The organism is Asticcacaulis excentricus (assembly GCF_003966695.1).
Taxonomy (GTDB): Bacteria; Pseudomonadota; Alphaproteobacteria; order Caulobacterales; family Caulobacteraceae; genus Asticcacaulis; species Asticcacaulis excentricus_A.
Window position 1 is genome coordinate 2,337,895 of the sequence record NZ_AP018827.1, and the last position, 21,073, is coordinate 2,358,967.

Annotated in this window: 22 protein-coding genes and 1 riboswitch; of the genes, 14 read left to right on the plus strand and 8 right to left on the minus strand. The window is 60.9% G+C overall.

What is annotated here, in order from left to right; genetic code table 11:
* Positions 1-65: 65 nt before the first annotated feature.
* Entirely contained in the window at positions 66-437 is a 372-nt protein-coding gene (locus EM6_RS10770) for a hypothetical protein (RefSeq protein WP_126422676.1), read from the plus strand.
* A gap of 15 nt (positions 438-452) precedes the next feature.
* Here EM6_RS10770 and EM6_RS10775 read toward each other — a convergent pair whose 3' ends face one another.
* Positions 453-866: a SufE family protein gene (locus tag EM6_RS10775; RefSeq protein WP_172961199.1), complete on the minus strand. Its 414-nt coding sequence runs from the start codon at positions 864-866 to the stop codon at positions 453-455.
* A 45-nt stretch (positions 867-911) separates the two neighbouring features.
* Positions 912-1,655 carry a sensor histidine kinase gene (locus EM6_RS10780; protein WP_126422680.1) on the minus strand — a complete coding sequence of 248 codons (744 nt, stop codon included), beginning with the start codon at positions 1,653-1,655 and terminating at the stop codon, positions 912-914.
* A 173-nt stretch (positions 1,656-1,828) separates the two neighbouring features.
* Between EM6_RS10780 and EM6_RS10785 the strand changes: the two genes are divergently transcribed.
* Positions 1,829-3,637 carry a sensor histidine kinase gene (locus tag EM6_RS10785; protein WP_232037051.1) on the plus strand — a complete coding sequence of 603 codons (1,809 nt, stop codon included), beginning with the start codon at positions 1,829-1,831 and terminating at the stop codon, positions 3,635-3,637.
* 3 nt (positions 3,638-3,640) lie between these two features.
* On the opposite strand, the gene EM6_RS10790 is transcribed toward EM6_RS10785, so the two are convergent.
* The gene (locus EM6_RS10790) at positions 3,641-4,570 is read right to left on the minus strand and encodes a hypothetical protein (RefSeq protein ID WP_126422682.1); all 930 of its coding nucleotides are present in this window, start codon (positions 4,568-4,570) and stop codon (positions 3,641-3,643) included.
* Between the two features lie 72 nt (positions 4,571-4,642).
* Here EM6_RS10790 and EM6_RS10795 point away from each other — a divergent pair, with 72 nt between their 5' ends.
* The 5 genes from EM6_RS10795 (at position 4,643) to EM6_RS10815 (ending at position 9,604) form a co-directional block, all read left to right on the plus strand.
* Entirely contained in the window at positions 4,643-4,972 is a 330-nt protein-coding gene (locus tag EM6_RS10795) for a DUF1491 family protein (RefSeq protein ID WP_126422684.1), read from the plus strand.
* 123 nt (positions 4,973-5,095) lie between these two features.
* Complete coding sequence (locus tag EM6_RS10800; RefSeq protein WP_232037052.1) at positions 5,096-5,485, plus strand: hypothetical protein; 390 nt, start codon at positions 5,096-5,098, stop codon at positions 5,483-5,485.
* 310 nt (positions 5,486-5,795) lie between these two features.
* Complete coding sequence (gene trhA / locus EM6_RS10805; protein ID WP_126422688.1) at positions 5,796-6,458, plus strand: PAQR family membrane homeostasis protein TrhA; 663 nt, start codon at positions 5,796-5,798, stop codon at positions 6,456-6,458.
* 98 nt (positions 6,459-6,556) lie between these two features.
* Complete coding sequence (locus tag EM6_RS10810) at positions 6,557-7,927, plus strand: Dyp-type peroxidase (protein ID WP_126422690.1); 1,371 nt, start codon at positions 6,557-6,559, stop codon at positions 7,925-7,927.
* Positions 7,928-7,999: 72 nt separating this feature from the next.
* Positions 8,000-9,604, plus strand: coding sequence for a peptide chain release factor 3 (locus tag EM6_RS10815; protein ID WP_126422692.1), 1,605 nt, complete (start codon positions 8,000-8,002; stop codon positions 9,602-9,604).
* Between the two features lie 6 nt (positions 9,605-9,610).
* Here the strand turns inward: EM6_RS10815 and EM6_RS10820 are convergent, their stop codons facing one another.
* Complete coding sequence (locus EM6_RS10820) at positions 9,611-10,027, minus strand: Tat pathway signal protein (protein ID WP_232037053.1); 417 nt, start codon at positions 10,025-10,027, stop codon at positions 9,611-9,613.
* Positions 10,028-10,170: 143 nt separating this feature from the next.
* Between EM6_RS10820 and EM6_RS10825 the strand changes: the two genes are divergently transcribed.
* From EM6_RS10825 to EM6_RS10845, 5 genes are all read left to right on the plus strand, one after another.
* Positions 10,171-11,076, plus strand: a complete 906-nt coding sequence (locus tag EM6_RS10825; protein ID WP_126422694.1) for a response regulator — start codon at positions 10,171-10,173, stop codon at positions 11,074-11,076.
* Positions 11,073-12,254 carry a hypothetical protein gene (locus EM6_RS10830; protein WP_126422696.1) on the plus strand — a complete coding sequence of 394 codons (1,182 nt, stop codon included), beginning with the start codon at positions 11,073-11,075 and terminating at the stop codon, positions 12,252-12,254. The genes EM6_RS10825 and EM6_RS10830 overlap by 4 nt, the downstream gene beginning before the upstream one ends.
* A 110-nt stretch (positions 12,255-12,364) precedes the next feature.
* Complete coding sequence (locus EM6_RS10835; protein ID WP_232037054.1) at positions 12,365-13,555, plus strand: hypothetical protein; 1,191 nt, start codon at positions 12,365-12,367, stop codon at positions 13,553-13,555.
* Between the two features lie 113 nt (positions 13,556-13,668).
* A riboswitch (cobalamin riboswitch) is annotated at positions 13,669-13,861 on the plus strand.
* Between the two features lie 100 nt (positions 13,862-13,961).
* On the plus strand, positions 13,962-14,966 hold the full coding sequence (locus tag EM6_RS10840; RefSeq protein WP_126422699.1) for a DUF1852 domain-containing protein: 1,005 nt from the start codon (positions 13,962-13,964) through the stop codon (positions 14,964-14,966).
* A gap of 12 nt (positions 14,967-14,978) precedes the next feature.
* Positions 14,979-16,007 (plus strand): methionine synthase, encoded by a 1,029-nt coding sequence (locus EM6_RS10845; RefSeq protein ID WP_126422701.1) that lies wholly within the window; start codon positions 14,979-14,981, stop codon positions 16,005-16,007.
* Here the strand turns inward: EM6_RS10845 and EM6_RS17355 are convergent.
* From EM6_RS17355 to EM6_RS17360, 3 genes are all read right to left on the minus strand, one after another.
* The gene (locus EM6_RS17355; RefSeq protein ID WP_172961087.1) at positions 16,004-16,177 is read right to left on the minus strand and encodes a hypothetical protein; all 174 of its coding nucleotides are present in this window, start codon (positions 16,175-16,177) and stop codon (positions 16,004-16,006) included. The genes EM6_RS10845 and EM6_RS17355 overlap by 4 nt on opposite strands.
* 179 nt (positions 16,178-16,356) lie before the next feature.
* On the minus strand, positions 16,357-16,899 hold the full coding sequence (gene mobA, locus EM6_RS10850) for a molybdenum cofactor guanylyltransferase (protein ID WP_126422703.1): 543 nt from the start codon (positions 16,897-16,899) through the stop codon (positions 16,357-16,359).
* Positions 16,900-16,927: 28 nt separating this feature from the next.
* Positions 16,928-17,080 (minus strand): hypothetical protein, encoded by a 153-nt coding sequence (locus tag EM6_RS17360; RefSeq protein ID WP_172961201.1) that lies wholly within the window; start codon positions 17,078-17,080, stop codon positions 16,928-16,930.
* Positions 17,081-17,227: 147 nt separating this feature from the next.
* On the opposite strand from EM6_RS17360, the gene EM6_RS10855 reads away from it, so the two are divergent.
* Together EM6_RS10855 and EM6_RS10860 are read left to right on the plus strand one after the other, a co-directional pair.
* Positions 17,228-18,337: an endo-1,4-beta-xylanase gene (locus EM6_RS10855; protein WP_126422705.1), complete on the plus strand. Its 1,110-nt coding sequence runs from the start codon at positions 17,228-17,230 to the stop codon at positions 18,335-18,337.
* A 10-nt stretch (positions 18,338-18,347) separates the two neighbouring features.
* Complete coding sequence (locus tag EM6_RS10860) at positions 18,348-20,012, plus strand: glycoside hydrolase family 43 protein (RefSeq protein WP_197723576.1); 1,665 nt, start codon at positions 18,348-18,350, stop codon at positions 20,010-20,012.
* An 80-nt stretch (positions 20,013-20,092) separates the two neighbouring features.
* On the opposite strand, the gene EM6_RS10865 is transcribed toward EM6_RS10860, so the two are convergent.
* Positions 20,093-21,058, minus strand: coding sequence for an alpha/beta hydrolase family protein (locus EM6_RS10865; protein WP_126422707.1), 966 nt, complete (start codon positions 21,056-21,058; stop codon positions 20,093-20,095).
* Positions 21,059-21,073: the final 15 nt, after the last annotated feature.

The following is a 21,073-nucleotide window of genomic DNA, read 5'->3' on the forward strand; positions in this document are numbered from 1 at the left end:
TACCCGGTTGACCTTCGTAAGTCCTGCGCAGAGGATATATCCACAGTTCGGGAAAAGGACACATTATGTCTGAAGACAAGGCCACCCCCACCACGGTGACTCCGCTTAAAAATCCGCCGCGTAACACGCTGGACAAGCCGCTGCGCCATGTGGTGTCGAACGAAGAACTGGACGCCTTGTGCGAAGTGCGGCGCGAATACGTGACCGAGTATGTGTGGGGCGCGGTCGGTGTGGCCATCGGCACCTTGCCCGGTACGGTGGCCCTGTTGTACGGCTATCTGACCTCTGGCACTGCCTATGGCTTCCGCCCGGAAGGGCTCATTCAGTTCGGCCTGTTCTGCGCCGCCCTGTCGGTCATCGGCAGCATGGGCATGATCGCGCAGCGCCGCGCTCGTCGCCTGCGCGATATCGAAGCCGATATCCGTATGCGGGCCTGACCCTTTTCAGACGGATCAGGCCGCCGCCTGTTTCAGGCGTTCGACCATCGAGATCAGGCCATTGGTGCGCTGTGACGACAGCGCCTCATCCAGCCCCAGACGGGTCAGGGTGTCGCGGATTGAAAAGTCGCGTACCTCGGCGCGCGGCAGGCCGTTTAGCAGCCGCACCAGAATGGCGATCAGCCCCTTGACGATATGGGCATCGGAATCGCCGCGAAAGCGCAAAATCCCGTCCCCGGCCTCATCCATCATCAGCCACACCTGTGAGGCGCAACCGCGCACGCGCGTCACCTCGTTGCGCTCGGCCTCGCTGAGCGGAGCGAGCGTCTTCCCCAGGTCGATAATATAGCGATAGCGGTCTTCCCAGTCGTCGAAGAGGTCGAATTCTTCGAGCAGGTCGCTCAGGCGGGCGTCGAATGTATCGGTCATGGGGTGGCTATAGCGCGTTAACCGGTTGGGTTTCAAACCGAAAACTCAGCGTCGCTTCAGTCGCACCGTGGCTTTCAGGCCGTTGCGTGGGTCCGATTGCACCGAAAAGCCGCCGCCCATCGCCTCTGAGGCCAGTTTGACGATCGACCAGCCGAGCCCCGCCCCTTCGCGGCTGCGGTTGTAGTCGCTGGCCCCCTGTTCGAACGGCCGCATCAGGCGCGGAATATCGGCGGGGTCGGGCGCCTTGCCCGGATTGAAGACGGCGATATCGACAAACTCGCCATCCGGACGCGCGGTGATTTCGACATCGCGGCCTTCGGGCGTGAAGTCGATGGCATTGCCGATCAGGTGATCGAGACACAGGCCAAGGCCACGCGGATCAAAGCGCGCGCTCAGTTCAGCATCGGTCAGGCCGGGCAGGATATTGACGCCGCGGGCCCTGGCGCAGGCCGCGTGACGGCGCGCCGCGTCATGGATATGCGGCGGCAGGGTTTCGATCTCCGGACGCAGCAGGTTGGGCTCGCTTTCCAGCCGCACCAGCTCCAGCACGTCATTGAACAGGCTGAGCAATTTCTTGCCGCTGTCGCGGATAATCCCGGCATATTCCGTATATTGCGGCGCGCCCAGAGGCCCGTAAAGCTCGTGCGTCAGCACCTCGGCAAAGCCGATGATCGAGTTGAGCGGGGTGCGCAGTTCGTGGCTGACCATGCGCATAAAGGCACGCTTGCCGAAGTCGCTCTCCGGCGGGGGGCAGGCAGACGGGGTAAGGGCCGCCGGTTGTTTGTCCATAAGCGTGCGCCGCAACAGGAAGGAGAGGAATGAAACTTTGGGCTGAATCGTACAGTTAACGTCTTAAGCAGAGGTTTCCGGGGCGAAAGACGACTTTTCTTTGGTCTTTTCTCGCTTGGCGGGGGATAGCCTTTCTCTTTTGGCGGCAGTTGGTTAGGATGGCACACGTATCCGTGAGTAAAAACGTGCCGCTGAAATCCTATCTTCAGGAACTGAGATCACCCACCGGGGCCATGGCCACGCCGCGCAGTCGCGTGCGGCTGGGGGTCATTGCGTGGCACCTCGGCTGGTCGGCGGTCAGTCTGGCCTCGATGATCTATCTGATCTTCCTGCCGGCCTCGGTCAATGTATTGGCGGCGCTGGCGGCGGCGGCCTTGCCGGGTGTGTGCAGCGTCTTCCTGCTCAGCCGGGATGATTTTCGTACGCGGCAGATGCTCGTCTGGGTGTGGGCCCTGGCCTGTCTGGCGGCGCTGGGGCTTTCGGGTGGGGTACTGGGGCCGCTGGCGCCGTGGGTGGCCGCGCCGATGGCGGCGGCTGTAGCGCTCAATCAGCGGCGGCTGATCCTGCTGGGGGCCGCCCTGTCGGTGGCGGTGACCCTGTTTGCCATCCTGTTTTCACTGATGCGTCTGTTCCCCCTGCCGGATATTGTCGAAAGTTTCTGGCTGTCTTCGGTGGCGGTGATCACGCTGGTGACGGGGCTCGGCCTGTCGCTTTTGCCGGCGCTGCGCGTGCGTACCGAGGCGGTGCGCGGCGTCGAACACGACCGCACGCGCTTTCTGACGCTCCTCAGCGAACAGCCGCACCTGATCATCAGCGTCGATGGGGAGGGGCGTCTTCTGTCGGCCTATGGCGAGACGCCGCCGGGGCTCGATATGGCGCTTCTGATGAAGCACGGCCTGATCACCTGCGCCCACGTCCCGCACCGTCTGGGCCTGATGCAGGCGCTGGAGGCGGCGCAGGAGACGGGCCGCGCCGAAGCGGGCTTCATGCCGCACGCCGCGCTGGATCACTTCATCCGCCTTAGCCTGCGGCGCGGGGCGGATGGCAAGCTCTACGGCGTCCTGTCCGACGCCTCACTGCAACACGCGCGCGAGGACGAGCTGGAAACGGCGCGTCAGGAAGCGCAGGCGCTCAATGAGGGCAAGTCGCGGTTTCTGGCCGGAATGAGCCACGAACTGCGCACGCCGCTCAACGCTGTCATCGGCTTTTCCGACATCATGCGTCAGCAGATGTTCGGCCCCCTGACCGGCAAATACGCCGAATATTCGCAACTGATCTGGGAGTCGGGTCAGCACGTGCTCGATCTGGTCAACGACGTGCTCGACATGTCGAAGATCGAGGCCAGCCGTTATGAGCTGTCGCTGGAACGCTTCGATGCGCGCGAACCCGTATCGGCGGCGCTGCGCCTGATACTGGCCACGGCGCACGAAAAGGGTGTGACGGTGAAGTCGGTCCTGCCGTCGACGCCGCTGGAGGTTACGGCCGACAAGCGCGCCATCAAGCAAATGTGCCTCAACCTGTTGTCCAATGCCGTGAAGTTCACGCCGCAGGGCGGCACGGTTACCCTGATGCTCAGCGAAACCGGTCAGGACAGTATCGACATCCAGATTACCGACACCGGCGTCGGCATCGCGCCCGAAGACCTCAAGCGGCTGGGCAAGCCCTATGAGCAATCCGGGCCGATGGAACAGCGGGCTATGGGGACGGGGCTGGGCCTGTCGCTGGTGCAGGCGCTGGCGGGGCTGCACCGCGGGCGCATGACGATCGAAAGCGAGCTGGGCGTGGGGACGAGCGTCAGCCTGCTGCTGCCGGTGGCGGTCAATTCCGATCAGCCGGAACTGCCGCTCAGCCCGCCCGGTGCGCCGGACACTGACACGCTGGTGGCCCTTTCGACGGAAACGCCCAAGCCGCTGGAAGACCGGCTCTATACGCCGCCCGACCTGACCGGCAGAGACTTTGTGATCCGTCCCTCCAAGTCGTAACCTCTACTTCACCCCATACGGTGAGGGCAGGGTGGCGAAGACCAGACCCGGCACGAAATCCCCGGCTTCGAAGCGCGCATATTGCGTGCCGCTGTTGAAGTCGAAGGCCACCACAATGTCTTCGCGCGGGTCGAGCTTGCCGATGGCAACCGTGGCGCTCATCGGAAAATCAAAGCGCAGGGTGTCGCGTTTTTCGGCGTGACCGGCGAATTTTCCATCGACCGTGAACCCGGCCAGATTGACGCGCGGCGCGTTCTTCAGCGCGATCTGCGTGTTGCGACGGCCGGAGGCGCTAAAGCTCAGGTCAAACGGGCTCATGCCTTTCGGCATCTGCGCTGACACGGCCAGAGGGTCACGGTTGATCAGACCGGAACGGCGGGCCGGATCGCGCACGATCAGCCGCGCCGCATAGGGCGTCTCGCCTTTGAATTGGGCCATCACACTGAGAGTCTGGCCCTTAAGCGTGCCATAGAGGCCAAAGCCCATGGCGACGTCGCCGGTCTGCTGATACTGCACCAGACGCCATTTCGACAGGTTCTGTTCGGTGCGATCAGCCAGCCATTCGCTGCGCATACCACGCAGCGTCAGGCGGTTTTGCGCCACAAAGCCGCGATAGGCGCCGCGCAGGGTTTCGACCTCCTGCACCAGCGCCGGGTTGCGGCAATCGGCGCGAGCGGCGGCGGCGCGGGCGTGGTCGATCGTGGCATAGACGGTGGCCGGGGCGACGCCGTGATTGAGCGCGGCATTGCGGTTTTGCAGCAGCCCGGCCTTCAGCGCCAGCAGGGTGGGGCCGTCGAACCAGTTACAGCGCGCATTGGCGCTGCTGATGAACTGACGACGGGTCAGGGTCTCCAGAGACACGGGCTCAGCGGTCGCCGCGGTGGCGGTCATCATCAGAGCCAGGGCCGAGGCCAGTATTTTGCAGCGCTTCACGTTCGACATCCCTTCGCAGGCCGACTATAGACGAACGTGTTTAAGTCCCGGTGAGCAAACAGGGTAAACCGCATGTTACTGCCGACCGACCTTTGGGTATCGGCCCTGATCCGGCGCGCCGAGCAGGGCGGGGCCTTTGCCTATGTGCTGAAAAAAGGCGATGCGCGCGCCGGTGCGGTGATCCTCAAAATCACCCACCTGCGCGAACGCGAAACCTTCATCCTGCGTCAGGTCACGGCCGGGGACGAGGTGAAGTGGATGAAGCCCATCACCTCACACGATCCTGAGGCCATTGAGTCCTACATAGAGCGCGAGCGCCGCTTCGACTCCGACCTGTGGGTCGTCGAAATTGAGGATACCGAGGGGCGGCATTTCCTCACCGAGTCAATTCAGCTTTTGTAAACCCTGTTCCTAAACGGGATTTCAAACCCTCTGTGTCAGGATGATCACCCTGAGCGATGTGCGGAAAAGTGTCAGCGGTTTTCCGCGTCAACATCGCGACAGAAATAAAAGTAGTTCATAAAGGTGATCGCCTTGCATTTTCTCCTCAACGATGTCGTCTTCGATCTTGACCCCTCGCGCATGATGCATCCGCTGGATGCGCAGCGCTTCGAGGCGCTGTCGATCGACTACATCGCCCAACTGGGTAAGGAGATGTTTGCCGAAAACCCGCAGGCCCATCGCTTCAATCCGGAACGCGCCCGCCGTCTGTGCTATCTGCTGCATCTCAAAATGCCGCACGTCAACGCAGCGCAGTTCCTGGACCGCGGGGGGCGCGGTCAGGCCGCCGACGTGCTGGCCGATTTCAAGGCGCTCAATGAAATGGCGCTGGGCATGATGTATCAGCAGCAGGTCATCGGACAACTGGATGCGGCGAAGGTGGATGGGGCCGTCTGGCACCGCCACGCCGCGTAAAATACTGCCTTTTGGCAATCTGCGGCGTCGCCGTCGCTTGCAGGGGGCATCTCCTGCGTCAGGCGTTTGCGGCGTTTCATACCAACGGCCGAAGATGCTGACCGCATCCGGTCGTTGAAGAAACGAGGATTTCTCATATGTGTCAGTGACATGAGAAATCCTCGAATGGAATACCAAGGGTCATTTTCAATGACCCTTGGTATCAGTAGGCCGATTTAAAGGGCTTGCCTTTCCGTTGCGGCAGGCGGTTACAATGCGACGCAACAGGGTTTAAATTGACCCTGACCAGCCTTTGCGCGATCCTTTGCCCATGAACATTTCCCTGCCCCCCCTGCCGCACTATCCCACCCGTTGGGCGCGCCACGCCGATCTGATCGTGCACGTGACGGGGCTGGCCTTTGCCCTGTTCGGTGGCGGGGTGGCGCTGGGTCTGGCGGTGACGCAAGGCTTGCTGGGCATGGTGGCCGCCGTCATCATCTATGCGGTGGGCATGATCGCCATGCTGGCCTTTTCGACGGCCTATAATTTCGCCAACCCGCGGTTTCAGCCGTTTCTGCGCCGCCTCGATCACGCGGGCATCTTCCTGATGATCGCCGCCAGCTATACGCCCTTCACCACGCAGGCCCTGAGCGGGCCGTGGGCCTGGGGCATGACGGCCGGCGTATGGACGCTGGCCGGGCTGGGCATATTGGGCAAGCTGTTCCTGCCCGGCGTGGGTAAGGGCGTGTGGGTGGCGCTTTATCTGATCCTCGGCTGGCTGGTGGTCATTGCGCTCAAACCGATGATCGCCGATGTACCGCCCGCCGCCATGATCCTGCTGGCCATCGGCGGGCTGGTCTATAGCGTCGGGGCCATCTTCTACATGATGAAGCGTCTGAAATTCCGTCGCGCCATCTGGCATGGCCATGTGATTACCGGGGCTGTCCTGCACTGGTGCGCGGTGCTGGTCGGTGTGGTGCTTGTCGGGCATTGATCGAGCTAGATTTGTACAGTTTAAAGTTGTTAATTTTGCATAACTGTGTAATTTGTTTCCCCGAGGGGTGAGGCAGTTCTCGCCCAAAGGGGGAAGTTATGTTTGACCTTAATACGCAATTTGACGATTCGTTTCTGAATGAGGAAAAACTAGCATTTCTGAAAACTTTTCAGGCCAACATTCTCAAGGGACATGGCCGCGAGCGGGTGGCTTTGCTTTTTCTAACGGTTGAGAATATCGAGGCTGCGCGGAATTTGCTGCATGGCTTCCCGGTAAGCGACGCTGCTAGTCAGCTTTTGGAAACCCAGAAATTCAAGGCGACACAAGAGCCTGGTGATTTGGTACGTCTGGTTTTCTTGACCGCTAAAGGGTTAAGGCTCTTTGGTCATGATGACGTGTTTGACGGTAACCATTCGGCCTACTCAGCGGGTATGCGAAATGACGAACAGGTGCTTGACGCAGGCGTAACCGATACTTGGCAGAATGAGTTCCGTAGCACGGATTATGATCTGCTTCTGCTGATAGCGTTTCATGAGGAGCCTGCACTGTTGCAGGAGGTAAATAGTTTCATTGAAACGCATTGCGGAGCGGAAAAAGCCTTCAATTCGGTCTTTGTTCAGCACGGTAAGTCCTATCGTAATATCGATAATGAAGGTGTGGAACATTTCGGCTATGTCGATGGGCGCTCGCAGCCGTTGTTTTTGAGGGAAGACATTCGCAGGGAAGAGGAAAACGGCGGTATCAATATGTTCAATCCTGTGGCACCATTGTCGCAGGTACTGCTGCCTGATCCTCTGGCAGACGGAGGCTTCGGCAGTTTTTTCGTTTTTCGCAAACTTGAACAGAATGTCGAAGGCTTCAAAGCCCGTGAGGCTGATTTGGTAGGCGCGCTACAATTGACACCTCCGGACGAAGAGCGCGCTGGCGCTATGGCGGTCGGACGTTTCGAGGACGGAACGCCGTTGGTACTGAGCCAACATGGGACAGGGGTGCCGGTCGTTAATAATTTTAGTTACTCAAGCGATCCAAATGGTCTGAAATGTCCGTTTCAAGCGCACATTCGTAAGACACACCCACGTGGTTCGGCGCTTGGCAGCGCGGAGTTTGACCATGGTGTACAGATGGCGCGGCGGGGTATTACCTATGGTGAGCGGAGGCAGGATCCGAATACGAAAGAATTTTTGGATCAACCCAGTAAAGACGTCGGACTGCTGTTTATGAGTTATCAGGCGTCGATCGAGAACCAGTTTCGTTTCATGCAGACGGTCTGGGCCAATAATCCGAACTTTCCTGTGGCTGGGACTGGGATTGATCCGATTATCGGACAGTTCCCGGCAGGCTCGCAGGTCTGGCACCCAAGCTACGGCGTGGCGGGTAACCAGATAAACTTTCCTTTTGATGGATTCGTACGTCTGATGGGGGGGGATTATTTCTATGCGCCTTCCCCTGCAGGCCTCAAGGCGCTTTGATCGGTGTTGGACGTGGCGGTCGGGTAGGGCTTTCGCTTTGACTTTTTGGCCCCAAAGCCTTATCCGCAGCGCATGTCCAATACCCCCGCCACCGAAGCGCCCCGCCGACGCACCTTTGCCATCATCTCGCACCCGGACGCCGGTAAGACGACTCTGACCGAGCATCTGCTGCTGGCCGGTGGGTCGATCCGCGCCGCCGGTCAGGTGCGGGCGCGCGGTGAAAACCGCCGCACCCGTTCCGACTGGATGAAGATCGAAAAGGAACGCGGCATTTCGGTCTCCTCCTCGGTGATGACTTTTGAGCACGATGGCAAGGTGTTCAACCTGCTCGATACGCCGGGCCACGAGGACTTTTCGGAAGACACCTACCGCACCCTGACCGCCGCCGACGCCGCCATCATGGTGCTCGACGCCGCCAAGGGGATCGAGCCGCAGACGCTCAAGCTGTTTGAGGTGTGCCGCCTGCGCGACATCCCCATTATCACCTTCATCAACAAGATGGACCGTGAGGCCGAGGACTCGCTGGCCCTGCTGGATGAGGTGGCGTCAAAGCTGCAACTCGATCCGTCGCCCCTCTATTGGCCGGCCGGGTCGGGTAACCGCTTCCGTGGGATGCTGGAGCTGAAGACCGGCCTGTTTTACCCCTTCACCCGCCGTGAGTCGGGTTCGGAATACGATCAGGGCCACGAAGACCCGGCCCCGCTGGATCAGGCCGTGGCCAAGGGCTGGCTTGAGCAAGCTGAACTCGACGAACTGCGCGATACGGCGGAACTGCTGGAAGGCGGGTTCAAGGCGTTTGAGGTGGAGAGCTTCCTCGAAGGCCATATGACGCCGGTCATCTTCGGCTCGGCGCTGCGCCATTACGGCGTCAATCAGTTGCTTCAGGCGATTGGCGATTTCGCTCCGGCCCCCAAGACGGTGGCCGCGTCGAAGGCCGGGACCGACACCACGGTCGATCCGACCGACAAGGAAGTGACCGGCTTTGTGTTCAAGGTGCAGGCCAATATGGACCCCAACCACCGCGACCGCATCGCCATGCTCAAGCTGACCTCTGGCAAGTTCCAGCGCGGTATGAAGCTCAAGGTGCAGAATACGGGCAAGCAACTGAGCGTCAACGCGCCGATCATGTTCTTTGCCTCTGACCGTGAACTGGCCGAAGACGCCTTTGGTGGTGATGTCATCGGCATTCCCAACCACGGCGTGCTGCGCGTCGGTGACTCCCTGTCGGAAAGCGGCACGGTGCGTTTTCAGGGTCTGCCCAACTTCGCGCCGGAAATCCTCCAGCGCGTGCGCGTCAAGGACCCGCTGAAGGCCAAGCACCTTAAAAAAGCGCTGGAATCGCTGGCCGAAGAGGGGGTGACGCAGTTGTTCCGCCCGTCCATCGGTTCAGACTTTATCGTCGGCGCCGTGGGTCAGCTTCAGTTCGAAGTCATGGCCGACCGTCTGGCCAACGAATACGGGCTGGATGTGATCTTTGAACCCTCGCCCTATGCCGAAGCCCGCTGGCTGGGCGGGGACGCGGCCAAGATCGAGGACTTTGCGGGCAAGCACCGCTCAGCGATGGGTACCGATATTGACGAGTTTCCGGTGTTTCTGGGCAAGTCGGCCTGGGAGATCGGTTATGTGGCCGAACGCTATCCGGACGTAAAGTTCCTACGCACCAAGGAGCGGGGGTAATAGAGTTTACGCCAGAACCACGCTGCCCAGCAGCACCTTGACGCCCTTTTGTTTGATGATGGCATCGGTGGCCGTCTGAAGCTCGCGCGTCAGATAGTCGAGATCAATCAGCGACGAGGCCGTCAGCCCCATGGCATAGGCTTGCAGGCGGGCCACATAGGCGTCGCGCAGGCGCGGAACCGACTTGCTCAGGGTTTCGGCCAGCTTCTCATTCTTGTTGGTGTCGAGCCCGACCTCAACCGTCAGCGTGCCGTGCTTGCCGCCGCGCGCCTTGGTAAAGACGGTCAGCAGCGGTATCTGCACAAAGTCGGCTCCGCCGCCCTTTTTCTTGGGCGTGCTGGCCAGGGCGTGTGAAGCCGTGCTGCCCGTCGCCATAAGGGTCAGGCCGGACAATTGCCATCTCAAAAGGTCGCGTCTGTTCATGAGGTTGAGGCTAGCACAACAGGGTTTACAGGCGGTTTCCATTTACGCTTAATTTCGATTAACCATGTATTTTCAAATGGTTAAAGCTGGAATTAAGAATTTGAGGCTAGGGTGCGTCCGCGAAGAATTGCGGTGCCTCTCTGATGTCTGAAACCTCTGCGCTGTTGCGCCATGTCAATCTGCCGGCCACGACGGTCCTGATTGTCGAAGATAATGACGGACTGAGGCGGATGATCGTCGAGGTGCTGCGCGCCTCTGGTTTTCAGCAACTGATTCAGGCCCGTGACGCCGAAGAGGCGATCGAGCTTCTGGGGGCCTATAATCCCGATCTGATGATCCTGGACTGGAACCTGCCGGGTTTGTCGGGCATTGATCTGACGCTGTTGCTGCGGCAGGCGGCGGTGAATGAAGACGCGCGCTTTCCCAATCCGCGTATCCCCGTGCTGATGCTGACCGGGCGTCAGCGCTCGCGCGATGTGACCGAAGCGCGCAATGCCGGGGTCGATGAATTTGTCATCAAGCCGTTTTCGACGCGCAGCCTGATGCGTGGGGTCGCCTCCGCCCTGTGCCGTCAGCGCCCGTTTATCGTCTCGGCGGGCTATGTCGGCCCGTGCCGACGCCGGCGCAAGGATGAGGACTATCGCGGCCTGATGCGCCGCGTCGATGATATTGAGGCCGCCGCCGACCGCCATTCGCGCGCCCTGTTCCAGCAGACCCTGTCGGTTGAGCTTGAGGCTCTGCACGCCCTGATGTCGGCGCGCGGCGGGCTGCACAAGGAGACGCTGGATTACCTGATCGAGCGTACCAGCGAAGCCGAAACTCAGGCGGTAAGATATCGCCAGAGGCTGCTGGCCGAAGCTACACGTTCTTTAAAGGAATATGTGTCATATTTCGGGAATGCGGCTGAACCGGATGTGCTGGACGTGCATCTGGATTCCATTCGCCGGCTGAACGCCCTGCGCAATGAGGATACGGCCGAAGCCCAGACCATCATTCGTCAGCTTGACGCGCTGGTGAAGAATCGCAAGAGGAAGAGACTGTCGGCATGAGTGCGGTGGCAACCTACCAGCAGACCAAAGGCGCGTTTCAGGCGCGTTCGGATAAGGGTAAGCCCGCCTCACGCGATGTGCGCAATCTGGCCAATCTGGGCGACACGGCCTCGACCAGTCGCGTCCTCAATCTGGCAGCGATTGCGCTCGTCATGTCTGGCGAAAAAGACTATACCGCCAAGCCCTTCTTCCGTGACCGGCAGCTTAATCGCGCCATACTGATCAAGCACACCCTGCGCACCAACGAACGCGATCTGTTCAGCCGCACGCGGCGCACGGCGACCAAGATCGTCATGCCCTTCGACGCCGAGGACCTGCGTCTGGGCGGGCGTTCGGTCATGGTCAATCAGGTGGGCTTCGAAGCCTTTTGCCGCACGCAGTTCGGCATCGGCGATGTCAATTCGCATATGGATGTGCAGGTTCTGCGCCTGCTGGACGACCTGCCGTCACTCGATCCGTTTCTGGTGCGCGAACACTTGTCGCGCAATGGCTTCAAACCCGGCGCCTGTTATCTCAACATCTCTGCCTACGACATTCAGCGCATGATCGGCTTCGCCAATGCCGAGATCGAGCAATTGGTACGCACGGCCTTTGGGAACGTGATGGTCGGCGGCGCCAGCATCAAGCTGGCGGGTAAGATTCTGTCGAACGAGCTGGATCAGGAATTGTCGCCGCTACGTCAGACCCTGCACATGTCAGAAGAGGAGTTCTCGGAAGGTATCTTCTCGTGGCGCGGCTTTCTCTATTTCAAATGGCGTCACGAAGAACTGCAAAGCGAGATGCGGCGCGTCATTCAGGGATTGGGTGCCTATCAGCCTTCCGGTGCCGTTGAGGAGCAGGTGCGCGATTATCTGCGCGAGGTGCGTCCGCGTCTGGCGAGACGTATCGCCAAGGCGGTCAATGAGGTGGCGCGCACCCTCAGCATCTATGATCGCGCCTATTTTGCACTCACTCAGGGCCAAAATCCCGGCCCCTTCCGTCAGTTCCTGCTTCAGGGGCCGAAGCTGTTTTTCGAACTGGGCGAAACCATCGGTATATTGGGGCACATCTCGTCCTTCTGGACCTATCGCATGATGTCAGGCGTGGCCGCGCAGCGCCTGACCGCGCTGGAATACGCTGACGTGCTGATGGATTTTGACGACAGCCTGATGATTTTAGGGCCTGACGACGAGGATTAACCGTCTTCGTTCACGCCCTGTTGGAACCTGTCCCCTACGGTCCGAAATTGACCTTTTAGTCCGTTTCAGTCTGGTTCGTGATGGTTTCAACGGCTCGCCGACATTACAAGATGACCCGCGGCCCGGATCAGCCAAACCGTGTCATCCGCGAATACCGGAACCTGGCTAACCTGGGTCAGACAGCCGCCTCAACGCGGGTCCTCAACCTGTCGCGCGTCTACCGCCTGCACCACAAGGATGAGGACTATGGGGACAATCCCTTCTTTCAGTCCTCGCTGCTCAACCGCTGCATCATCCTCAAACACACCCTGCGCCTGAACGAGCGGCACTTCTATCACGGCACTCGTCGCACCGTGACCAAGATCATCCTGCCCTATGACCATTTCGATCTGCGTCTGGGGGCGTCGAGCATCTTCGTCAACCAGATCGGTTTCGAGCAACTGGCGCGGGACTATCTGTCGATCAGCGATTTCGACAAAAATCCCGACATAAAAATCCTGCGCCGACTGGATCAGTTGCCGTCGCTCGACCCGTTTCTGGTGCGTGAAACTCTGGCGCGCCACGGCCATCGCCCGGCGGGTATCTATCTGCGCCTGTCGCCCGCCGATCTGTCGCGCATGATGCAGTTCACCTCCGACGAAATCGAGCGACTGGTCAATACGGCGTTGGGCGATCACTATGCCGGGGCCTCGATGAAGCTCGGCAACAAGATCCTCTCCGATCAGCTTGACCGCGAACTGTGGCCGCTGAAAGACACGTTCCGCATGTCGGACTCGGAATTCGCCGAAGGTATCTTCGCCTGGCGCGGCTTCCTCTATTACAAGTGGCGTTACCTTGAGCTTCAGGATCGTCTGCGCGAAGTCCTCGCCGGTATCGGCACCTATCAGCCCTTTGGCGTCAGCGATGACCGCGTCAAGGACTATATCCTCAGCGCCCGCCTGCGTCTGGCGCGCGGCATGGCGCGTGCGCTCAATCAGGCCTATGACGTGCTGAAAATCTATGACACGGCCTATGCCGATCTGGTCAGCCACAATAAGCCGGGGCCGTTCAAACGCTTCCTGCTCAATGGCTCTGGCCTGTTCACGGAACTGGGGGAGATCATAGGTACGCTGGACCACATCGCCGCCTTCTGGAGCTTCCGGATGAACCGCGCCATCCAGTCGGGAAAGCCGATGAAGCCGGTCGAATATGCCGATGTGCTGATGGATTTTGAAAGCGGGCTCAACTACCTGTTCGAGGATCGCCCCAGCTTCAGCGTCACGACCTCCGGCTTTCTGCGCGCCAGTATCCCGGCGGGGTGAACGACGGCTTTGACGTTTCACAAAAGGCGAGGGCTTTCGCCTTTTCATTTGCGGATAGCATAATCATATAAAGATATGTTTATATCATTATTGACTCTCGTGTCTCGTCCGCCTAAGGTCCGGTCGTCAGCGGTCTGCGCCTTTTAAAAAGCGTGGCTAAGAGGGAAGCCGGTCCAAACCCGGCGCTGCCCCCGCAACTGTAGGCGGTGAGTGTCGATCCGGAAGACCATTGGGGTGCGCCCTGAGAAGGGGGATCGAAACCGTGACCCGCAAGCCAGGAGACCTGCCACTGACCGCATCTGTCATCCCGGGCGGAGGGCCACGGGCATGAGTCCTTCGCCCTGCGGCCTGACGCGGGATCGCGGACCTGTGCCCAAAGCGCTCCCCCACAGAAACGGGGAATACCGTGTCACACCCTTTGCCTGTCGCGCCGCGCGCAGACTTCGATTTTACCCTGCGGCGCCTTCGCTTCGATGAGCACTACACGCCGTCGCAAACCACGCGCCTTACCACCAATTTCGCCAATCTGGCCAGAGGCGACAACCGCCAGCAAAATCTGCGTAACGCCTTGCGCATGATCGATAATCGTTTCAACGCGCTGGCCCATTGGGACAATCCGAACGCCGAACGTTACGCCGTCGAACTCGACATCATTTCGGTCGAGATAGGCCTTCCGGATCGGGCAAGCGATGACCGTTTTCCGCTGCTTGAAATTCTGAAAACCACCATCCTTGACCGTCACACGGAGTCACGCATCGAAGGCATTACCGGCAACAACCTGTCGTCCTTTGTGCGCGATTACGATTTCAGCGTCGTGCTGCCCGCGCACAACCGGGACCGCTCTGACTTCAGCCTGCCGCCCAATTTCGGCGACCTGCACGGACACCTGTTTCTCAGCTTCGTCCAGTCGCCAACCTACAGGACGCAGTTTCACAAGCCGCCCGTCATCTGCCTGAGCGTCGCCAACAGCAAAACCTATCGGCGGACGGACACGCATCACCCGATACTGGGCGTGGAGTACCACCAATGCGACGAGTCCCTGACGGACATATATTTCCGGAAAATGGGATTAAAGGTGCGCTTCTTTATGCCGCCGGGCAGTGTCGCGCCGCTGGCCTTCTATGTCTTCGGTGATCTGCTCTGCGACTACACGCCGCTGGAGCTGATCAGCACGATCAGCACCATGGAGAGCTTTCAGAAGATCTACCGCCCGGAAATCTACAACGCCAATTCGGCTGCGGGCGCGGTCTATCAGCCCAGCCTGCAACACACTGACTATTCGCTGACCCAGGTGGTCTATGACCGCGAAGAACGCAGCCGTCTGGCCGTCGAACAGGGGCGCTTTGCCGAGGCCCACTTCATCACCCCCTACCGCACCCTGCTTGAGCAGTGGTCCGCGCACTACGCCTGAGAGGTAATTCTGATGACTTTACTCCTTCCCCCCTCCACCGCCGGCAGCCTGCCGAAACCGTCGTGGCTGGCCCAGCCGGAGACCCTGTGGTCGCCGTGGAAACTGCAAGGCGAGGAACTGGCTCAGGGCCAGCGCGACGCCCTGCGTCTGGCGCTCGATGATCAGCTTCAGGCGGGTATCGAGATCGTCAGCGACGGCGAACAGACGCGCCAGCACTTCGTCACCACCTTTATCGAACACCTCGACGGCGTCGATTTCGCAAAGCGCGAAACGGTCCGCATCCGCGACCGCTATGAGGCCAGCGTGCCGACGGTGGTGGGAGCGGTCTCTCGCCCGCGCTCCGTCTTTGTCGAAGACGCCCGGTTCCTGCGCCAGCAGACGACGCAACCGATCAAGTGGGCGCTGCCGGGGCCGATGACCATGGTCGATACCCTGTTCGATGCCCACTATAAGAGCCGCGAAAAACTGGCCTGGGCCTTCGCGGAGATACTCAATCAGGAGGCCAGAGAGCTGGAGGCCGCCGGCGTCGATATCATCCAGTTCGATGAACCCGCCTTCAACGTCTTCTTCGATGAGGTCAATGACTGGGGCGTGGCGGCGCTCGAAAAGGCCGCCGAGGGCTTACGGTGCGAGACGGCGGTGCACATCTGCTACGGCTACGGCATCAAAGCCAATACCGAGTGGAAAAGGACGCTGGGGTCGCAGTGGCGGCAGTACGAAGAGGCCTTCCCCAAACTGCAAACCTCCAGCCTCGATATCATCTCGCTGGAATGTCACAATTCGCGCGTGCCGATGGATCTGATCGAGCTGATCCGTGGCAAGAAGGTGATGGTCGGAGCCATTGACGTGGCCAGCTCGGTTATTGAGACGCCTCAAGAGGTGGCCGACACCCTGCGCAAGGCCTTGCAGTTTGTCGATGCCGATAAGCTCTATCCCTGCACCAATTGCGGCATGGCCCCTCTGTCGCGCGAGGTCGCCACGGGTAAGTTGCGGGCGCTGGGGGCCGGGGCGGCGATCGTGCGGAGGGAACTTATGGCTTAACCGACCCCTGTACTGAGCACAAGGGCGGTGGTGGCCACGACCTGCACCTCCAACTGCGCCAGCACGGCGATCAGGTCGTGGCGCACCCGTTCGGTGACAAACAGCACAAGGGCCCCGGCCAGGATCAGCGCACTGATCAGGGCGGGAGAAACAAAGGGGCTTAAGTCCATTCAGCAGTGGTCCGGTCGAAGGCAGGGTCTCTCTACTGCCCGCAACACCGGTAAAGGGGCGATAGGGAATGTGCTCAGGCGCGGGGCCTAGAGCGATGTGCGGAAAAGTGTGACCGGTTTTCCGCAAAAACATCGCGACAAAACAAAAATTTAGAGCGAAATGGCGATTCAACCTAAAGTCATTTCGATCTGAGGGCCGCGACGTCCTGCGGAGTGTTCAGGTTGCGCAAGGTCAGACCCGCCGGGACCGGGAGTTCGACGCAGCCCACCTGCCGCAGCAAGGCGCGCAGGGAGGGAGGGCGCGCGGCGGTGGTCACGAGCTCATGGGCAGCCGCAAGGACCGCCGGGCTCAGGCGCAGGGCAAAGGGCAGGGGCTGCCCTTCAAAACAGGCACCGATACCCTTGTGCGCGGCCAGCCGGCGCAGAGTGTCGGGCGACAGTTCGGGCATGTCGACGGGCACGCACAGGACCTGATTCACCTCCGCGCCGACCTGCGCTAGGGCCGCCAGTACGCCGCCCGCCGGGCCGCTGTCCGCAACAGGATCGGCCAGACCGCCGGGCAGGTCGGGCCGTCCGCTATAGAGGATATGCGTTGCCCCCGCCGCCGTCAGGGTGTCGGCGGCGATCTCCAGCCACGTCCGGCCCTCGAACATCAGGCCGGCCTTGTCCACGCCCATACGGCGCGATTTCCCCCCACAAAGCACAATACCGGCAAGGGACATGTAGCCTGATCTCCAAAAGGGCTCTGCGTTACTTTACCTCTTCCCACACCAGCACCGTGCCGTCCTTGCGGTCAGGATCGGCACCGGGCCAGTCGGCGGCGTAGGGCTCACCGGTGCGCACGTCAAGGCCCAGATAGCGGTGCGTGCACAGCGACATTAGCATGAACTGTTTACGCAGCATGTCCTGGTTATCCGGTCAATCGCGCGTCGCTGCTCCCTCGCGCGGGGGCGTAAACCGAAAACGCGACCCCAGCCGTCGATTGACAGAGGCGGCGAAACCGTGATTTGTTAGCGTTAACATAAAAAACAAGCTTCGTGCAGGGATACCATGTCTACTTCTCTTCCGACACGCCGCCACGTGCTGGCGGGCCTGAGCGCTGCCGCCCTTCCGGTGATGGCGTCCCCTCCGGCTTTTGCCGCCAGCGAGCCTTCGCTGCGGGCACTGGCCGCCGAAAAGGGCATCCTGTTCGGTTCGGCGCTGAGCGCGGGCACCATGGAACCGGCCTATCTGGACATATTGAAGGCCGAATGCGGCGTGATCGTGCCGGAGAACGAATTCAAGGTCTATGTCATCGCCCCCCAGTCGGACCGCTACAACTTTGCGCCCGGCGATACGATAGCCGGCTTTGCGCGCGATAACGGCATGAAACTGCGCGGGCACACCCTGTTGTGGAATAAGGTCGAGTTCATGCCGAAGTGGCTGCTCGATATCGACTTTGGCGCAAACCCGGCGCGCGAGGCCGAACGCTATCTGCGCGACTACATCAAACGCGTCTGCACCCACTACGGCGATCAGGTGTTTTCGTGGGATGTGGTCAACGAAACCATCGACCCCCAGACCGGCGACATCCGCGACACGCCCTTCACCAAGGCGCTGGGTTTCGACTGCATCCGCATCGCCTTTGAGGCGGCGCGCGAATACGCCCCGAAGGCGCAACTGGTCTATAACGACTATATGTCGTGGGAGCGTGGCAACGAGACGCACCGCAAGGGCGTGCTCAAGCTGCTGGAAACCCTGCGGGCGAAAAACGTCCCGATAGATGGCTTCGGCATCCAGAGCCATATCGGCAATGACGGCCACATCAAGGAGGCGCAGCACGAACAGTGGCGCGCCTTTATCGACGCGGCGGTGGGCATGGATTACAGGCTGCTGATCACCGAATTCGACGTCAATGACAAGGACCTGCCGACCGACACCGCCGTGCGCGACGCCGGGGTGGCCGCAGCGGCGAAGGACTATCTCGACCTGATGTTCTCTTACAAAGAACTGGATCAGTTCCTGTGCTGGGGCATGAGCGATAAGCATAGCTGGCTTCAGGGCTGGACGCCGCGCGCCGACAAGACGCCGCAGCGCCCGACCCCCTATGACGCCAACTACCGCCCCAAGCCCCTGCGTGAGGCCATTGCCGCCGCGTTGAAGGCCGCCCCGAAACGATAGGAGACAGACGATGCGATATCTGGCAACGCGATATCTGGCTGCCCTCTCCGCCGCCCTGTCTGTGGGCCTGTCCTTACCGGCAGTGGCCGAGCCGGCGCGCTTTGAGCGCTTCACCTATGAGGGCCGCTCTCAGGAGCAGGCGAAGGCGGGGCCGGGGGAATATCTCAACCCCATCCTGTCGGGCTATTATCCCGACCCGTCGGTGACGCGCGTCGGCGACGACTATTACCTCGTCAATTCGTCCTTTACGCACTTTCCCGGCCTGCCCATCTTTCATTCAAAGGATCTGGTGAACTGGACGCAGATCGCCAATGCGATCAGCCGCCCGGAACAGCTTAATTTCGACGGGCTGAAGGTGTCGCGCGGGGTCTTTGCGCCGGATATCTCCTATCACGATGGCCTGTTCTACATCGTCAACACCTGCGTCGATTGCAAAGGCAATTTCGTCATCACGGCCAAAGACCCGAAGGGGCCGTGGTCGGACCCGGTGTGGTTTGATTTCGAAGGCATCGACCCCTCGATCTTCTGGGACACGGACGGCAAGGCCTACATCGTCAACAACGGCGCGCCGAACGAGACGCCGCGCTATGATGGCCACCGCGCCATCTGGGTGCAGGAGTTCGATTACAAGGCGCTGAAACTGGTCGGTGAGCGCACGCAGATCGTCAATGGCGGCGTCGATATTTCCAAAAAGCCCATCTGGATCGAAGGGCCGCATATCCTGCGCAAGGACGGTTTCTACTACCTCACAGCGGCCGAAGGCGGCACGGGCGATCAGCATTCGCAGGTGGTGCTGCGCTCGAAAAGCGTGCGCGGACCGTTTGTTCCTTATGACAAGAACCCGATCCTCAGCCAGCGCACGCTGGACCCGGCGCGCAAGAACCCCGTAACCTCCGCCGGTCATGCCAAGCTGGTGCAAACCCAAACGGGCGAATGGTGGGCGACCTTCCTCGCCACGCGGCCCTATGGTCCGGACCTGTACAATATCGGGCGCGAAACCTTCCTCTTGCCCGTGACGTGGAAGGACGGCTGGCCGGTCATTCTGGAAGACGGCAAGGCCATTCCCTTCACGGGGAAAAAGCCCAACCTGCCGACGCAGCCCGCCCCAACTCAGCCGGTTAACGGCGATTTCGGCTTTAGCGAAGCGTTTGACGGCAAGAGCCTGCCCCTGTCGTGGATCGGGGTGCGCACGCCGCACACGCCCGTCTATCGGCTGGATAAGGGGGCATTGGTGCTCAATTCTGGGGCGGCGCTCGGCGACCTGAAAGGGACGCCGGCCTTTATCGCCCACCGTCAGCAGCACCACATAGCCACCGTCTCCACCACCCTCAGCTACAGCCCGGAAAAAGATGGCGACCGTGCGGGATTGGCGGCCATGCAAAACGATGATGCCTGGCTGTTCTTCGGCCTGACGCGCATAGACGGCAAGCCGCAGATCGCCCTTTATGCCCGTGAAAACACGACGGCAGACAAGCTGATCGCCGCGGCCCCGCTGACGGCGCGCGACGTCACCCTGACCCTGCGCTTTGACGGCGGACGCCTGACGGCCGACTATACGGCGGACGGTCAGACGCGCACCCTGAGCCGCGACGTCGATATCACCTTCCTGTCGACGCGCAAGGCGGGGGGCTTTGTCGGCACCCTGATCGGGCCCTATGCCTATGAGGCCAAATGATGCGGGAACGCATCGGGCATCTGCGCGGGTGGATCATCGCTCTCAACCGACGTGCAGCACGCTGAGCGTCGCGGCTTTTTCTATCGCAGAGATTGGCTGAAGAAGCGCACCACCTCGGCATTAAAGGCGTCGTGGAAGGCGGCGCGATCAAAGCCCGCCCGGCTTTTGCAGATGTGCGGGGCCAGGTTGACGTCCACGCAGGGGGCGAGGAAATCGAAGTGGCCGGCATCGGGGACTGCATGAAACTCAGGCGGCTGTGGCAGGGCCTGACGCACCGCATCGGCATAGTCGGGCGCGGGTAGAATCTCATCGGCATCGGCGCGCCACAATTGCACGGGGATTCGCAGGTCTTTCAGGCCCTCGGCAAAGGTGAAACCGAGGGCCGGAGCCGCCACGACCAGCGACTTGATGCGCGAATCGGCGGGCATCGCAGGCGCGGGAACGGCGGTTGTCGGGCGCGTATGGCTGGCGATCATCTGACAATCGAAATAGGCCGGATGTGCCTGACAATGGGGGATCAGGCGCGCAAAGTCCGGACGCCCGCCAGCGGCGGCCAGAACCGTGAATCCGCCAGCCGAAAAGCCGAAGGCCCCGATGCGTTGCGGGTCAATGACGCTACGCTCCGGTGCCTCGTTCAGCATGTAGGTGATGAGTTGGCTGAGCGCCTTTGGCCGGTCCTCGATCCGGGTGGCGCGGCTATTGTCCTGCCAGTTGTCGCCCGGATGGGTGAGGGCCGCCACGACCAAGCCCGCTTTCGCCAGGGCCACCGCCGTATCGACATGGCCGGAAAAGCTGCCGCCGGTGCCGTGCGACATGACGATCAGCGGATGCGCGCCCGGCTGGGGCGTGGCATTGGCCACGACCGAATGGCTGTAGAGCCCCAGCCTTTGGCGGGCCGGTGTGCCCGCGGCGGGAAACCATATGCCGACCTCAACGCCCTTAGCCGTGACGGCGTGGCGGAACCCGACCTGTGGGGTGTCCGCATGGGCGACCATGCTAAGGGCGGCGAGCAAAATAAAGAGAGCGTAGAATAGGCGACAGCGCATGAAAAACCTCCGTTT

Excerpts from the sequence above, each read along its gene's own strand:
- EM6_RS10855 (WP_126422705.1), top strand. The coding sequence starts at position 17,228 with ATGTCTACTTCTCTTCCGACACGCCGCCACGTGCTGGCGGGCCTGAGC.
- EM6_RS10780 (WP_126422680.1), bottom strand. The coding sequence starts at position 1,655 with ATGGACAAACAACCGGCGGCCCTTACCCCGTCTGCCTGCCCCCCGCCG.
- EM6_RS10825 (WP_126422694.1), top strand. The coding sequence starts at position 10,171 with ATGTCTGAAACCTCTGCGCTGTTGCGCCATGTCAATCTGCCGGCCACG.
- EM6_RS10835 (WP_232037054.1), top strand. The coding sequence starts at position 12,365 with ATGACCCGCGGCCCGGATCAGCCAAACCGTGTCATCCGCGAATACCGG.
- EM6_RS10865 (WP_126422707.1), bottom strand. The coding sequence starts at position 21,058 with ATGCGCTGTCGCCTATTCTACGCTCTCTTTATTTTGCTCGCCGCCCTT.
- EM6_RS10795 (WP_126422684.1), top strand. The coding sequence starts at position 4,643 with ATGTTACTGCCGACCGACCTTTGGGTATCGGCCCTGATCCGGCGCGCC.
- EM6_RS10860 (WP_197723576.1), top strand. The coding sequence starts at position 18,348 with ATGCGATATCTGGCAACGCGATATCTGGCTGCCCTCTCCGCCGCCCTG.
- EM6_RS10810 (WP_126422690.1), top strand. The coding sequence starts at position 6,557 with ATGTTTGACCTTAATACGCAATTTGACGATTCGTTTCTGAATGAGGAA.
- mobA (WP_126422703.1), bottom strand. The coding sequence starts at position 16,899 with ATGTCCCTTGCCGGTATTGTGCTTTGTGGGGGGAAATCGCGCCGTATG.
- EM6_RS10820 (WP_232037053.1), bottom strand. The coding sequence starts at position 10,027 with ATGAACAGACGCGACCTTTTGAGATGGCAATTGTCCGGCCTGACCCTT.
- EM6_RS10770 (WP_126422676.1), top strand. The coding sequence starts at position 66 with ATGTCTGAAGACAAGGCCACCCCCACCACGGTGACTCCGCTTAAAAAT.
- EM6_RS10830 (WP_126422696.1), top strand. The coding sequence starts at position 11,073 with ATGAGTGCGGTGGCAACCTACCAGCAGACCAAAGGCGCGTTTCAGGCG.
- trhA (WP_126422688.1), top strand. The coding sequence starts at position 5,796 with ATGAACATTTCCCTGCCCCCCCTGCCGCACTATCCCACCCGTTGGGCG.
- EM6_RS17355 (WP_172961087.1), bottom strand. The coding sequence starts at position 16,177 with ATGGACTTAAGCCCCTTTGTTTCTCCCGCCCTGATCAGTGCGCTGATC.
- EM6_RS10775 (WP_172961199.1), bottom strand. The coding sequence starts at position 866 with ATGACCGATACATTCGACGCCCGCCTGAGCGACCTGCTCGAAGAATTC.
- EM6_RS17360 (WP_172961201.1), bottom strand. The coding sequence starts at position 17,080 with ATGCTGCGTAAACAGTTCATGCTAATGTCGCTGTGCACGCACCGCTAT.
- EM6_RS10845 (WP_126422701.1), top strand. The coding sequence starts at position 14,979 with ATGACTTTACTCCTTCCCCCCTCCACCGCCGGCAGCCTGCCGAAACCG.
- EM6_RS10815 (WP_126422692.1), top strand. The coding sequence starts at position 8,000 with ATGTCCAATACCCCCGCCACCGAAGCGCCCCGCCGACGCACCTTTGCC.